Annotated in this window: 12 protein-coding genes; 1 reads left to right on the top strand and 11 read right to left on the bottom strand. The window is 61.0% G+C overall.

The window, feature by feature from the left end; translation table 11 throughout:
- Positions 1-34: 34 nt before the first annotated feature.
- Positions 35-1,102 (bottom strand): phosphotransferase family protein, encoded by a 1,068-nt coding sequence (locus tag CKW21_RS16410; protein ID WP_095194999.1) that lies wholly within the window; start codon positions 1,100-1,102, stop codon positions 35-37.
- Between the two features lie 191 nt (positions 1,103-1,293).
- On the opposite strand from CKW21_RS16410, the gene CKW21_RS16405 reads away from it, so the two are divergent.
- Entirely contained in the window at positions 1,294-1,689 is a 396-nt protein-coding gene (locus CKW21_RS16405; RefSeq protein ID WP_095194998.1) for a DUF4280 domain-containing protein, read from the top strand.
- A gap of 175 nt (positions 1,690-1,864) precedes the next feature.
- On the opposite strand, the gene CKW21_RS16400 is transcribed toward CKW21_RS16405, so the two are convergent.
- From CKW21_RS16400 to tssB, 10 genes are all read right to left on the bottom strand, one after another.
- Complete coding sequence (locus CKW21_RS16400; RefSeq protein ID WP_095194997.1) at positions 1,865-2,407, bottom strand: toxin-antitoxin system YwqK family antitoxin; 543 nt, start codon at positions 2,405-2,407, stop codon at positions 1,865-1,867.
- Between the two features lie 12 nt (positions 2,408-2,419).
- Positions 2,420-4,429: a type VI secretion system tip protein VgrG gene (tssI, locus tag CKW21_RS16395; protein ID WP_095194996.1), complete on the bottom strand. Its 2,010-nt coding sequence runs from the start codon at positions 4,427-4,429 to the stop codon at positions 2,420-2,422.
- 42 nt (positions 4,430-4,471) lie between these two features.
- Positions 4,472-5,497 (bottom strand): hypothetical protein, encoded by a 1,026-nt coding sequence (locus CKW21_RS16390; RefSeq protein WP_095194995.1) that lies wholly within the window; start codon positions 5,495-5,497, stop codon positions 4,472-4,474.
- Between the two features lie 115 nt (positions 5,498-5,612).
- A complete protein-coding gene (tssH, locus tag CKW21_RS16385; protein WP_095194994.1) occupies positions 5,613-8,156 on the bottom strand; it encodes a type VI secretion system ATPase TssH in 2,544 nt (847 codons plus the stop codon).
- Positions 8,157-8,158: 2 nt separating this feature from the next.
- A complete protein-coding gene (gene tssG, locus CKW21_RS16380) occupies positions 8,159-9,184 on the bottom strand; it encodes a type VI secretion system baseplate subunit TssG (RefSeq protein WP_095194993.1) in 1,026 nt (341 codons plus the stop codon).
- Positions 9,148-10,941, bottom strand: coding sequence for a type VI secretion system baseplate subunit TssF (gene tssF, locus CKW21_RS16375; RefSeq protein WP_095194992.1), 1,794 nt, complete (start codon positions 10,939-10,941; stop codon positions 9,148-9,150). The genes tssG and tssF overlap by 37 nt, the downstream gene beginning before the upstream one ends.
- Positions 10,925-11,368, bottom strand: coding sequence for a type VI secretion system baseplate subunit TssE (gene tssE, locus CKW21_RS16370; RefSeq protein WP_095194991.1), 444 nt, complete (start codon positions 11,366-11,368; stop codon positions 10,925-10,927). The genes tssF and tssE overlap by 17 nt, the downstream gene beginning before the upstream one ends.
- 15 nt (positions 11,369-11,383) lie before the next feature.
- On the bottom strand, positions 11,384-11,881 hold the full coding sequence (locus CKW21_RS16365; protein WP_095194990.1) for an Hcp family type VI secretion system effector: 498 nt from the start codon (positions 11,879-11,881) through the stop codon (positions 11,384-11,386).
- Positions 11,882-12,089: 208 nt separating this feature from the next.
- Positions 12,090-13,571 (bottom strand): type VI secretion system contractile sheath large subunit, encoded by a 1,482-nt coding sequence (gene tssC, locus CKW21_RS16360; protein ID WP_095194989.1) that lies wholly within the window; start codon positions 13,569-13,571, stop codon positions 12,090-12,092.
- A 28-nt stretch (positions 13,572-13,599) separates the two neighbouring features.
- Entirely contained in the window at positions 13,600-14,148 is a 549-nt protein-coding gene (gene tssB / locus CKW21_RS16355) for a type VI secretion system contractile sheath small subunit (protein WP_095194988.1), read from the bottom strand.
- Positions 14,149-14,196 lie beyond the last annotated feature (48 nt).

The raw sequence follows: 14,196 nt of genomic DNA, 5'->3' as shown, positions 1-14,196 counted from the left end.
TATGAAAAGTCTTGTTATGGAGCCAGGGGCGTAATCAGAGATCGGACTTCTGGATGACTTGCAGGCTCATCTGTTCCAGCAGTTTGTTCATGTGAATGAACTGCGCGAAGCGTTTGTCCTGGGTCTGGCCATGGTAGAAGCGGTAGTAGATCTGCTGCACGATGCCGGCCAGGCGGAACAGGCCGTAGGTGTAGTAGAAGTCGAAATTGTCGATCTGGATGCCGGAGCGCTGGGCGTAGTAATCGACGAACTCGCGACGGGTCAACATGCCCGGTGCGTGGCTTGGCTGGCGGCGCATCAGTTGCACCGGCGCCGGGTCCCCGGCTTCGATCCAGTAGGCGAGGGTGTTGCCCAGGTCCATCAGCGGGTCGCCGAGGGTGGTCAGTTCCCAGTCGAGCACACCGATGATCTGCATCGGGTTGTTCGGGTCGAGGATCACGTTGTCGAAGCGGTAGTCGTTGTGCACGATGCTGGAGGTCGGGTGATCGGCCGGCATCTTGTCGTTGAGCCAGGCTTTCACCGCTTCCCACTGCGGCGCATCGGGGGTCAGGGCCTTCTCGTAGCGATCGCTCCAGCCTTTGATCTGTCGTGCCACGTAGCCTTCGGGCTTGCCCAGGTCGCCCAGGCCATAGGCGTTGTAGTCGACCCGGTGCAGCTCGACGAACTTGTCGATGAAACTCTTGCACAGCGCTTCGGTTTTCGCTGAATCGAGGCCCAGTTCCGGGGGCAGTTCGGAACGCAGGATGATGCCCTTGAGTCGCTCCATCACGTAGAACTCGGCGCCGATCACCGATTCATCGGTGCAATGCACATAGGCTTTCGGGCAATACGGAAAGCCGTCGCGCAGTTGATTGAGGATACGGAATTCACGCCCCATGTCATGGGCGGATTTGGCCTTGTGGCCGAACGGCGGCCGACGCAGGACGAACTCCTGTTCGGGGTATTCGAGCAAATAGGTGAGGTTGGACGCGCCGCCCGGAAACTGGCTGATCTGCGGCAAGCCGCTGAGGCCCGGAATGTGCGCCTTGAGGTATGGATCGATCAGGCTGGCATCGAGTTCTTCGCCGGAGCGGATACGGGTGGACTGGTCAGTAAGCGCCATGCTTATCCCTTCTGCTTATTTTGGATGCCAGACATCATTGGCTAATCTAATGGTGTGCCTTGAGCGCCACAAGTGCGACACGGTCTTATAGGTTAGCGTGTTGCCGGATAATCAGCGTTCCTGATGTGTGAGAAACGGTCTCGGGGGCTATGGTTGAAAGGGGCTGATGGTTTCCAGGAAGGAGGTGTGAAATGGGCTGTCCGCAAGTGTGCGCCAGCGCCACCCTGCAATGCAGCTTCGGCGCCGCGCCGGCGGTGCTCAATGTGCTGCCGGTGAACCGCACGCTGACAGGCGGGCTGCCGGCGGCGAACATCATGGATCACATTCCGCTGGTGAATGTCACGACGTTCGGCATGTGTACGAGCCTGGCCAACCCGACGGTCGCCGCTGCGACTGCCGCGGCACTCGGGGTGCTGACGCCGATGCCATGCATCCCGGCCACCGCTACGCCATGGATTCCCGGGGGGGCGCCGACCGTGCTGCTGGGCAGCATGCCGGCGCTGGATGCCAACAGCACCTTGATGTGCAACTGGGCCGGGGTGATCAAAATCGTCATGCCGGGGCAGATGCAGATGCTCATTCCTTGATTTTTTGCAGGTACAGCATTCACCGAAAATGTTGATCGTGCCGACCTCTTCGCGAGCAGGCCCGAACATTCGCCACAACACATTCAGGTCTCCCACATTTGATCTGCGTCGTTCATAAATCCTATGTGGGAGCGAGCCTGCTCGCGAAGAGGTCGGTACAGTCACAGCAACACATTCAGGTCTCGGCCGGCTCGTTCCAGCGCCGAAACCACCAGCGCACCCTTGAGATCGGCTTGCCCTGGACATCCAGCGGCCGCCCATCGCTGGTGTAGCCTTGTTCCGGCTCGATCAGTTGCCCATTGAGATAGTGGGCCTCCACCGCCGGTTTGCCATTGGGATGAAAACGCTGGTAACGCCCCTCGCGAACACCATCGCGGTAGAGCTCGACTTCGGCCAGTTGGCCGTCGGGGAAGTAATTGAAGGCCTCGCCATCCAGCAGCCCGCGACGGTAAGAGGCCTTGCGTTGCAGCCAGCCTTCGGGGGCGTAGAAACTGGCGACGCCTTGCAGTTTGTCCTGTACGAAAGGCAGCTGCGCCGAGAGCTTGCCATTGGGGTGATAAAGCAGGGTCGTGCCTTGCAATGCGCCCTGGCTGTAGTGCAAATCGGCCTGGGCGCGACCGCCATCCTTGATGTGCAGCGCGCCGTCGAGTTGTCCGTCGAGCAAGTGACCCTTGAGCTGTTTATCGTTCTGCTGCACATCCAGCGGCGTTATGGCCATGGGCGCTCCCTGTCAGTTGACTTGCACCAGACCGCCCTTGATGGTCAGCATGCCGCCACCATCCACGGTCTGCGAAGCGGCTGCCTTGTTGGTCAGGCTGATTCCGGCATCGTTGGTCATCGTGGTGCCGGCCTTGTTTTCCAGCGATGTTCCGGCCTGATTGCTCAACGACGTCCCGGCTTTCTGACTGATCGAGGTGCTGGCCTGGGCCGCCAGGTCGGCACCGCTCTTGATCGTAAAACTGCCACCGCTTTGCAGGGTCAGGGTGCCGCTCACCTTGATGGTCAGGTTGCCGTCCACCGTCAGGCTGTAATCGCCGGTGACCTTGTGTTCGTAATTGCCGCCAGTGCTGTGGTTCTGGTCGGCACCGACCTTCACCGTGCGGCTGTCCTTGACGTCGAGACTGTCGGTGCCGGTCTGTATCGTCACACTCCGGTTGCCTTTCTCCAGGGTCACGGTTTCGTCACCGTCCTTCACTGTCCGGGTGCGCGCGTTTTGCACCGTGAGGGTTTCGTCGTGACCGACCGTGGCGGTGGTGTCGTTGAGTACGTTGATCTTCAGATCTTTCTGCGCCTGTAAAAACACCTCTTCGGCGTCTTTCTTGTCTTCGAAGCGCAACTCGTTGAACCCGCCACCGCCCTTGGACGACTGAGTCTTGATCCCCGATTGCGTCTGATTGGCGGGCAAGGCGTAGGGCAGGGCGTTGTCGCCGTTGTAGACGCAACCGGTGACTAATGGCCGATCCGGATCGCCGTCGATGAAAGTCACGATCACTTCCTGGCCGATGCGCGGCACGAATTGCATGCCGAAACCCTTGCCGCTCCAGGGCAGCACCACGCGCACCCAGCACGAGCTGGTCTCATCATTTTTGCCATCGCGATCCCAAGGAAACTGCAACTTGATTCGACCGTATTCGTCGGTCCAGATTTCTGCCCCGGACTTGCCCACCACGACCGCTGTCTGTGGATGCATTCGCGGCTTTGGCGTGGTGCGCGATGGACGAAAAGGCGTGGCCTTGGGGATGGCCTCGAAACGGTTGCGATAGTTCTCATGGCTGACGTCATGGGTCACCCGGGTCACCACCCAGTCGATGTTCAGCGTCGAGTCATCGTGCCCGGCGAGGGTGAACCAATGCCCCGGGACCAGCCAGCGGCAGTCGCTCTCGCCGACAAACCGCTTCTCCTCGCTGCGCAAGCCGTCCACCCGTTGTTTGGTCAGCGCATCGCCTCGGGCCTTGGCGGTGTAACCGCCCGGATGCTCATACAGCGAGCGTGGCCCGGCCACCGCTTCGGCCTGGGCGTACAGTGAGGTCGTCGGGGTGGTGAATTCGTAATCCGTCGCTCGATACACCCCGGCCACCGCCTGCACACACACCTGGCCCGCGCGAATACCGTGCAGCTCGCGCTCGCCCGGTTGCTGGCCGAGATAATTGACCTTGGGGCCGTTGGGAATCGGCACAAACGCATCGTTGCTGTCGCCCAGTACCAGCGTGTGCTTGCCTTCTTCGTGGGTGAAAAACCAGAAAATCCCTTCGTCCTGCAACAGTCGCGAGATAAAGCTGAAATCAGTTTCGCCGTACTGCACACAATACTCGCGCGGGGTGTAGCTACCGGTGAGCGAGAGTTTGAAGTCAGTAAAGCCGTGGGCCTTGAAAATCGTGGTGACGATGTCCGAGGTGCTGAGGTTCTGGAACACCCGGTTGTTGCTGGCCAGGGTCAGCCACCAGAGCCATGGCCTTAAAACAAGCTGATAACGCTCGGCCGTGGCATCGGCGGGGAGTTGGCGGATTTCGGCGACCAGCGCGTCCAGCGGGCGGGTTTGGGCGTCGTTGTGCAGGGTGGTGGTGACATGGGTGGCGATGGTGGTGGTCAGGTTCAGCGAAGATTCGTCGGTGAGGCCGTTGAGGATTTGCTGGCCAAACTGGTTGAGGGCTTCTTCACCGGAAATCGACTCAGGATAAAGCACCGCCAGCGATGCAGCGGTCAGGGAAAGACTGGTGTTAGTGTCGATGGAACGAGGCATCGAGTAACCTCAAAGATGATAGTCAAGAACCTCAACGCAATTCTATAAGCTGGCCACGCGAAATCTGGCCAGGAAATACAACGCTTGGTTATACATACTCTCTGGCAGACTGGCTAACGGGTTTACACCAAACTCTACTGCCGCGGTCATTACCCCGAACATTCTGTGAACCGGTGTTGCGGTATCGGGATATATTTGATTCCAATAAGCAAAAATCACATAAGCGAATGCCTGAATTTCTTCCTCTCTAGCCCCGGCTTTTAAGGCGACGCTCAGCATCAGGTGAGTCGTGTATGAAGGGCCAGCCCAGATCGGTAGATTGCTTCTGCGTGCTCTGGCGGTCCAATTATGGTCTTCCCGAGGTGTGCCGACATTGACTCGCATTGTTTCTTTGGTAATACGACCGTTATCCATGGGCGTTTCCGTCCATTTTATCGTGCCGGCAAGGTTATGTGTAATGTCATATAAGTAAGGCAACAAAGTTGCCGAGTCCAGAGTCCAGTAGCAGTCAGTCCAGGCTTTCCAATCCAAAGGGGCGTGCAGTGTTGAGTACTTTTCCTTTAGTAACTTATCGCGCTCCACCTCGATAATATTATTTTCAGCATAGGTGTTGATCTTTTTGGAGAGTGTTACCATTATTTTTTCTATGCCTTTTGATCTGAGTATGTCACCGGCGAGTGCGGTTTCTGTAATGAGTGTGGGTGTCGAGGTATATTCGCCGTAGATGGCCAGTGCCAGGTCTACGTAATTGTTGTAGTAACGAAACTGCGCAACCACCCCCTCTCTTTTTCGAGCAGCCATGCCGTCGCTACTCATCATGGCGTACATTGTCTTTTTGTCGCTGTCATAATCGGAGTAACGCATCCAGTTCGTCAGGATCCTGAACATGCTGGGAATATCTTTTTTATCGATGCTCAAGGCGTTACACACTTGCATGAATCGTGAAACTACCGCGAGGCACTCTCTGTCTTTAATTAAGTAGTATTTATCATCATTGCCTTTGGGCGTATCTTCCGAGTAGACGCCGTCGAAAATACGAAGTTCTGATCCTTTATGCATGAATAACATAGTAGCCTCGCTGTTATCCGTCCTGTATTAAAGTCGATAGTTTCATAAGGTCATAATAAAAGTGCTCCAGTGAAGCTGAGCGCTCCTGCCTGAGTCGGTCCGGTATTTGCCTGTACTACTCCAACACCCACTCCGCCAACTTCCCCGTCACCTGCGTCATCAACACATTTTCAACATCCCGGGCACCCGCCGCGCTGCACTTGGCCAGCACCGCCTGCACAATCCCGGTATCGAACTCAAACTGCTTGCCGGTCGCAGCCTTGTAACGCCCGCGCAGTTTCTCCAGCTTCGCCAACACAATCGCTTCCAGTGTCGTCTCATCCAGCGGCCGGTACGCCACCACCGTCATGCGCGCCAGAAAGGCCGGGCGAAACGCTTGCAGCAACACCTTGTGCAGGGCTTCGTTGAAGGCGTCGGTGCCGAGTTGCGCCACCGGCGTGTCGAGCAGCAATTCAGCGCCAACGTTGCTGGTGGCGAGCATCACGGTGTTTTTGAAGTCCACCACCAGCCCGGTGCCGTCCTCCATCACGCCTTTGTCGAAGACGTTGTAGAAGGCTTCGAGCACGTCCGGGTGGGCCTTTTCGATTTCGTCCAGCAGCACCACGGAATAGGGTTTGCGCCGCACCGCTTCGGTGAGGACGCCGCCGCTGCCATAGCCGACGTACCCGGGTGGTGCGCCTTTGAGTTGGCTGACGGTATGGGCTTCCTGATACTCCGAGAGGTTGATGCTGATCAGGTTGCGTTCGCCGCCGTATAGGGCATCGGCCAAGGCATAGGCGGTTTCGGTTTTGCCGACGCCGGTGGGACCGACGAGCAGGAACACGCCGACCGGTTTTTGCGGGTCGGTGAGCCCGGCACGATAGGCTTGCAGGCGTTGCGCGATGGTGTTCAGCGCGATGCTCTGGCCCATCACCCGCTGGCCCATGCGCTGGCCGACGGTGCGTACGGCATGGGCTTCGTCGGCGAGCATTTTGCCCACCGGGATGCCGGTCCAGCCGGCAATCACCGCTGCCACGGTTTTGGTATCGACCTGTTCCGGCACCAGCGGATCGTCCTGGCGGATCGCGTCGAGCCCGGCTTCCAGGCGCAGCAGTTCGGCGGCCAGGTGATCGATGCGGGTGTCGGTGGCTTCATCAGGTTTGTCGCTGTCGGCGCGCTCGCTCAAGGCCAGCAATTCACGACGGGTATCCAGCAGTTCGCGCACCGCCACCCGCTCTTCGCCCCAGCGGGTTTCCAGTTCGCGAATGGTCTGTTCGTTGCTCAGCGATTCGCCCTCGAGCCCGGTGATGCGTTCGCGATGGTCCAGTCCGGTGGCCTGTTCCCGGCGCAAGCGTTCGACTTCGTCTTTCAGGCTTTGCTGGCGGTGGCGCAGGCTCTCCAGCGGGGGCGGCACGTCATGTTGGCCGAGGGCGACCCGGGCGCACGCGGTGTCGAGCACGCTGATGGCCTTGTCCGGCAACTGGCGCCCGGAGATGTAGCGGTGCGAAAGCTTTACGGCTTCATGAATGGCCGCGTCGAGTACCTGCACGCCGTGATGCTCTTCCAGTTTGGCGGCAACTCCGCGAAGCATTTCCACGGCGGTGGTTTCGTCCGGTTCTTCCACTTGTACCAGTTGAAACCGCCGGGCGAGGGCCGGGTCTTTCTCGAAATATTTTTTGTATTCCAGCCAGGTGGTGGCGGCGAGGGTGCGCAACTCGCCACGGGCCAGCGCCGGTTTGAGCAGGTTGGCGGCATCACTGCCGCCTTCGACACCACCGGCGCCGATCAGGGTGTGGGCTTCATCGATAAACAGGATGATCGGTTTTTCGGCACTGCGCACGGCGTCGATCACTCCTTTGAGCCGCTGTTCGAATTCGCCCTTGACCCCGGCTCCGGCCTGTAACAGGCCAAGGTCGAGTACTCGCAAGGTGACGTCCTGCAGCGACGGCGGCACATCGCCGGCGGCAATGCGCAGGGCCAGCCCTTCGACCACGGCGGTCTTGCCGACGCCCGGTGCGCCGACCAGGATCGGATTGTTTTGCCGGCGCCGCAGCAGGATGTCGATGCACTGGCGGATTTCGCCATCGCGACCGACGATCGGGTCAATGCGCCCGGCGTGGGCGTCGGCGGTCAGGTCCTGGGTGTACTGATCGAGCACCGGGTCTTGCTTGGGTTGCGCATTGTCCTTGGCGACAGCGCGCGCAGCGCCGACGTGTTCCCGTGACTTTTCCGTCCACTCCAGCAGGTTGGCGCGCAGGGCTTCACGGGGGATGCGCAGCAGCGAAGACGCGCTGTTGAGCAGCAGGCTGCGGCGCTCGTCGCGGTCGATCAGTGCCAACAGCAACAGGCCGGAACGGATGCTGTCCAGGCCCAGCACACTGGCCTGGACCACGGCGTCCTCCAGCAGGCCGAGGGTATGGGTCGAAAGTGCCGGTGTGCGGGTGCAGCCAGACTTGAACAACTCCAGCGCCTTGTTGATTTCGGCGCTCAAGGCATCCCGCTCCAGGCCGAAGCGCGGCAGCAGCAAGGCAAAATCGCCACCTTCGATATCCAGCAGCTCCAGCAGCAGGTGTTCGATTTCAACGTAGTGATGACCCCGTTGCAGGCAGCGTTGCGCCGCCCGTTCGAGGGCGCGGCGGTTGTCCGGGTTGAGGCGTCCGATGAGGCTGGCGAGTTCCATGTTCAGGTGATCTCCAGCTGACGAAGGCGGGTTTCGATGCGTTGCACGGCGAGGCTGCTCTGGCGATGCAAACCGCCGTTCCAGCCGAGCAGGGGCGCAGCGTCGCGACCGAGTTTCAGAGGTCCGGCACCGCGCACCAGCAACACCAGGGTGATGTCCAGGTCCGGTCCGAAATACAGGGCGCTGAGGCTGGCCAATGGCGGGTGGGCTTCACCGTTCGGCAGAAAGCGTGCCGCTTGCGCCGGGCTCAGCGGGCCGAGCGTGAGGCGGATCCCGGCGTGTTCGTCCCACACCCGCGTACCGGCCACTGCGCTGCGCCCCAGTTGCAGGTTGCGGCCACCCGGTTGCAGTCGGCTGCGGCTGGCCGGCGGGATTTCGCGCCAGGCTCCTTCATAAGCACCGAGTTGCACCGGCAATTCAAACTGCTCGCGCACGATGGCGGCAAAACCGGCCAGTGAACGACGGCCATCGGCGTACAAGGCACTGCACGCCAGGACGGCGCTGTCGGCGATGGCCTGGCGCTCCTGCAAGGCCTTGGGCAGCAAACCGGTCAGCGCTCGCAACTGCGCGTGTACCGGGGAGGCGCCGGGCGGGGTGAATCCCACGGCAATCCGGTGTTTGCGCATCACTTTGTACAGCAGGCTCAACAGCCGATGCTGGAACAGATCGAGAAACTCGGCGGGTGCGTGATCCCTGGCCTTGGCCCGCTGCTGCAACCATTCCTGATAAGCGTAGGGCAGGGGGCCGTCGGGACCGCCGAGGCCAAACACCGGGGTGCAGAGAACCGGGGGCGCGCCGGGTGTTTCACTCAGGCTTTCGACCTGGCTGGCGGCGAACAGCGGCGTCAACGGCCCGCGCAAGCGCAAGGCTTCGGCCTGGGGCGCGCTGCCGTTGCCCAGCGTCGCGGCTTGCGGGTGCTCGCGCTCCAGCAGTAACAATGCCTGCAATAACTCGAACGCCTGCGGATCGCGGCGCAGGCGTTGGCTCAGGCTCAGAGCGACAGGGGCATGCCGGCTTGGGGTTGCCATGCCTTGACCTCCTTATCGGACTGCACCAGCACCGTGCGCACGAAGCGGTTGGCCGTGGCATACAGGGAAAAAAACTGTGCCAGCACCGCCGAAAACAACACGGCGCTGCTGCCGACGAAATGCTGCGGGTCGAGGTGCAGGCGCACTTCCAGTCCATTGCGCCACCCGCGCCAGGCGTCTTCGCCGATATGGGCGATCACCCGCTCGCAACCCAGGCCCAGCAGGCCCTGGATCTGACGCAAGGCCGCAGGCTCATCGCGCAGGTTGTGCAACTGCAGGATTTCCTTGAGGGCGTCCAGTGCCTGTGGACCTTCGACCAGCGACAAATGATTGAGGGTCAATTGCGACACCAGCCGCCAGCGCGACTCACCGCCCAGTTGCGGCAGACTCTGGGCGCTGGGGGGATTGCGCAATCGCGCCCAGGCCACCGGTCCCGGCCGTTCGAAACCCAAGGGGGTGCCGGCCGGCAGGCTTTGCGCCAGGTGTCGATTGGTGCAGAGCAGGTCGGCGGTAAGGCTGTAGTCGAACAGATCAGTGAGTGGGTTGAGTCGCGCGTCCACCAGGCTTACCAGCAAGTCGCTGCCCAGGCGATTGGGGGTCAAAGCGCTGACCCGACGCGCATGCCAATAGCGCTGACGCTCACCGCCACCGTGCTGGTTGCCGTAATAGGCAGGTACGCGCTGCACGCCTTGGGTGGAGCTGGCGCGCAGGGTGCGGATACTGTGGATTTCGACGCTGTTTTCCCGGTGACTGTCAGCGATCAATCGGTATTCGCTGCGGGTGCCGTCCGGGCGCAACGGTTCCGAGGTGCGCGGGAACAGGTTGACGACCGGTGCGCAACCCAGGGCAATGTCGCTGGCCTGAAGCGGCAGGCGGCCAGTCGGGGCACGGTCGAAGGCGATGTACAGAAAAAGCGTCTGGTCAGTGCTGGTGGCGCCGGCCAGCGGCAGGTCGAAGAAATTGAATTTTTCCGGGAACGCAAAATATTCGGCCAGCAGGCGCATGCCGGGATGCACGCCGTCTTCGTCCGGCAGCAGCACTTCCTCACTGGCGAAACCGACGATTTTCGGTAATCCATGCAAGGCCTTCGGAACGCTGCCCGGTGGCCCCGCGAGGACGCTGACCGCATGGGCGCCGAGCAAGTCATAGAGGCAGGCATTGGTCACCGGCGATGCGGCCAGGTGCACCCGCAACTGTTCGATACCGAGATCTTCCCAGCGGGTCTCCCCCAGGCAGCGCAGGCTCAGACGCAGTGCCGAACGGGCCTGCATCACGCCGGTCAATGCCTGGGCTTCATCGCTGCCCAGCAACAGTGCTTCGGTGATTTCCACCGGCCACAACCGCACCGCCGCACTGGTGCGAAAGTGAATGCTTTCGCCTTTGCTGGTGGTGACGAACAACGGGGTGTCCCGGGGTAACGGATAACCTTCATCCAGTTTGCCTTTGCCCGGATCGGGCTCGAACTGCACGATTGCGCAGGACGGCAGCGGACGCATGGCCAATGGGTAGAGCTGTTCAAGCAGGGCGTCGCTGAATTCGGCGTAATCGTCATCGAGCCGCCGTTGCAAGCGCGCCGCCAACAGCGCGAAGCCTTCCAGCAAGCGTTCGACATGCGGGTCGGGACACTCGTCCGGCGACAGTTCCAGGCGCCGGGCGACCTTGGGGTAGCGCTCGGCGAACTGGCTCCCGGCGTGTCGCAGCCAGGTCAGTTCGCGCTGGTAATAGTCGAGCAGTTGCGGGTCAATCGAGTCGCTCATGGCGCACCTCCAGACCCTCGCCGGTCTGTTCGATGACAAACGCCACCGGCCAGTGCTGGCGGCCGCTGCGCAATTGACCGAGCAGGCGAATGCTCAGTTGCTGTGGTTGCCCCGGTAACGGATTGACCTGAACCTCCCCCAGCAGTAGGCGCGGTTCGAAATGCTCGATGGCCGCGCGGACTTCCCGCGTCAACTGACGCCGGTCATCGCTGCGCTGCTGTTGCAGGGCGGTCCAGTCAGCGATGCCGTAGTCGAGGATGCTTGGCGGGGAGGTCAGCGCCCGTGGTCCACGGCGGGTGTTGAACAGGCGCAGCAACTCCGTGTGCACCGAGTCGAGCAGGTCCTGGCGATCGAATACCTGCGCGGTATCCGTCTCGCTTGAGGCCAGGCGCTCGAACAGCGGGGGGAGTATGCCGGTGCCTGCCATGGCCGCCGCGCCCGCTTACTTGACCAACTTGTTGGCGGCCATATCCCAGGTCGAGGCGGCCGTGCCTTCCTTGGTGCCGTCGTCTTTTTGCGCCGTGAGCTCCCACTTGATCTTGGTGAAATTCAGCGACAGGGTTTCCACCGGTTTACCGCCGGTGCCACCGCTGACACTGACATTGGACAGCACCACATTGGTCAGGGTGTAGATGATAAACGGCATCAGCTTACCGCTGCCTTCGGCGGCGTTGCGACCGATGGTGATCTTGGCTTCCGGGATCGGCTTGCCGGCGCAGCAGTATTCGTTGAGGGAAGGGGTCGAGCTGTCGACGAATTTGGTCAGGGTGAACTCGCCGATGTGCGGCTTGCCGGAGGTGCGCTCCGAGTTGCTGACATCGTTGGTCACTTGCATCGCCACGTTGTGGCTGTAGGACATGACTTCGATCTTGTCCGTGTAGCCCTCGAGCAGGCTGTCACCTTTGATGTCACCGCCGAGGTCGAGAATGATTGCATCCATCGCATGAGACTCCTGAAGGTTATCGTGATAAGTGGAGGAACAACCCATTGGCCGAACACCGAACCTGTTAAGCCGAACGCTGAACCTGTGGCGAGGGAGCTTGCTCCCGTTGGACTGCGTAGCAGTCCCATTTTCCGGGGTCGCTATGCGACCCAACGGGAGCAAGCTCCCTCGCCACAGGTTTCAGTGCAGCCACTAGTTGCAGCGGTCAGGCAGCGACCGGTGGCGGCAACGTGGCGACCAGGCGGATCGACGCGGTCAGCTCTTCAAGCTGGAAGTGCGGTCGCAGGAACACCGTGGCCCGATAGGCGCCGGGCTTGCCGGCGACTTCGGTGACGTCCACCCGGGCTTCCCGCAACGGGTACTGCGCCTTGATCTCTTGCGGCGCGTTATCGTTGATCAGCACGTAGTCGGCGATCCAGTTGTTGAGGTAGGTCTGGACGTTGTCGCGGGTCATGAAACTGCCAACCTTGTCGCGCATGATCACCTTCAGGTAATGGGCGAAGCGCGACGCGGCGAGCACGTACGGCAACATCGCCGAGATCCGCGCGTTGGCATTGGCCTCGTTGGTGTTGTAGACCTTGGACTTGTTGGTGGTCTGGCCGCCGAAGAACACGGCGATGTCGCTGTTTTTCTTGTGGCACAAGGCGATGAAACCGAGGTCGTTGAGCTCCTTTTCCCGGCGGTCGGTGATCGCCACTTCGGTCGGGCACTTGAGCGACAGGTCGCCTGAACTGGTGCGGAACGTGTGCGCCGGCAAGCCTTCCACCGCGCCGCCGCCTTCGGCGCCACGAATCGCCGCGCACCAACCGTATTTGGCAAAGGCTTCGGTGATCCGCTGCGACAGGGCCCAGGCAGCGTTGCCCCACAGGTATTTGCTGTGATCAGTGCCGTTGACGTCTTCGACGTAGTTGATGCCTTCCACCGGCGAGGTTTCCGGGCCATATGGCAGGCGCAGGAGAAAGTGCGGCAGCACCAGCGACACGTAGCGCGAATCCTCGCTCTCGCGGAACGAGCGCCACTTGATCAACTCCTGGCTTTCGAAGACTTTCGACAGATCCCGCGGCACGGCCAGTTCGGTGAAGCTGTTCATGTCGAACAGTCGCGGGCTGGCGGCGGCAATGAATGGGGCGTGGGCAGCGGCGGCGACGTTTGACAGTTTTTCCAGCAAGCCGATGTCCTGGGGATGCCGGCCGAAAGTGTAGTCACCCACAAGCAGGCTGAACGGGTGGCCGCCGAAGGTGCCGTATTCCTCTTCGTAGATCTTCTTGAACAACGCGCTCTGGTCGAATTCGACGGCTTTTTCCAGGTCGTTCTGCAGCTCTTTCTGCGTGACATTGAGCAAGCGCAGTTTCAGTCGTGAACTGGTTTCGGTGTTCTGCACCAGCAGGTGCAGGCCACGCCAGGAGGCTTCGAGTTTCTGCAGGTCCGGATGATGCAGCACTTCGTTGAGCTGGGCGCTGATCAGCTCGTCGATCTGGCTGATGCGGTCGTTGATCATCGCCACGGTGTCCTTGTCGATGGCCATGCCTTCGTCGAGTACCTGGGTGGCGAACTCCGCGAGCATGTCGCGGGCGTAATCCTGCTGGCTATCGTCATGGGCCATGCGGCCTTCGGCGATGATGCGGTCGAGCAGGGATAAAGTCTGGGTCGTACTGTCGCTGGCTTGGCTTGAGGCGGTGGCGGGCATGACGGAGTCTCCCTGAATGAGTGAGCGATCAGGCTTGCGGTTCGGCCGGGGTTTCGGCGTCGGTGTCGCCAGCGGGTGCGGCGGTGTCCGGGCGGGCCGATTTGATTTCCTGCAGACCCTCGGTATTGGCGATGACGTCGCGCAACAGCTTGTCCAGATCATCATTGCCATCGAGTTTGGTCAGCAGGTCGCGCAGGCGCTGGCGGGCTTCGAACAGCCGCCGCAGCGGGGTCACTTGCTCGACCACCTTGACCGGGTCGAAGTCGTCGATGTGCTTGAAGTTCAGCTCGATGTTGAGCTTGCTGTCGTCGCCGCTGAGGGTGTTGTTGACCTGCAAGGTGGCACGCGGAGTAATCGAGGCGAGCACTTCGTTGAAGTTGTCGCGGTCGATTTCGGTGAAGCGCCGTTCACTCAGTTTGGGCAGGGGCTCAAGGGGTTTGCCGGAGAGATCGGCAAGAATACCCACCACCAGCGGCAACTCCTTTTTTTCGATGGCGTCGCCGATTTCTACGTCGTAAGTGATTTGCACTCTGGGCGGGCGAACCCGGTCGAGTTTGTGCTGAGTACTTTCTGCCATGGCGGCTGACTCCGATGCATGAGGCGGGCGCAATGCATCGGGGTGGCC

This window comes from Pseudomonas sp. Irchel 3A7 (assembly GCF_900187565.1).
GTDB lineage: Bacteria > Pseudomonadota > Gammaproteobacteria > Pseudomonadales > Pseudomonadaceae > Aquipseudomonas.
Note: the sequence above shows the minus strand (reverse complement) of the source record. Positions and strands in the feature narration are given on the sequence as shown.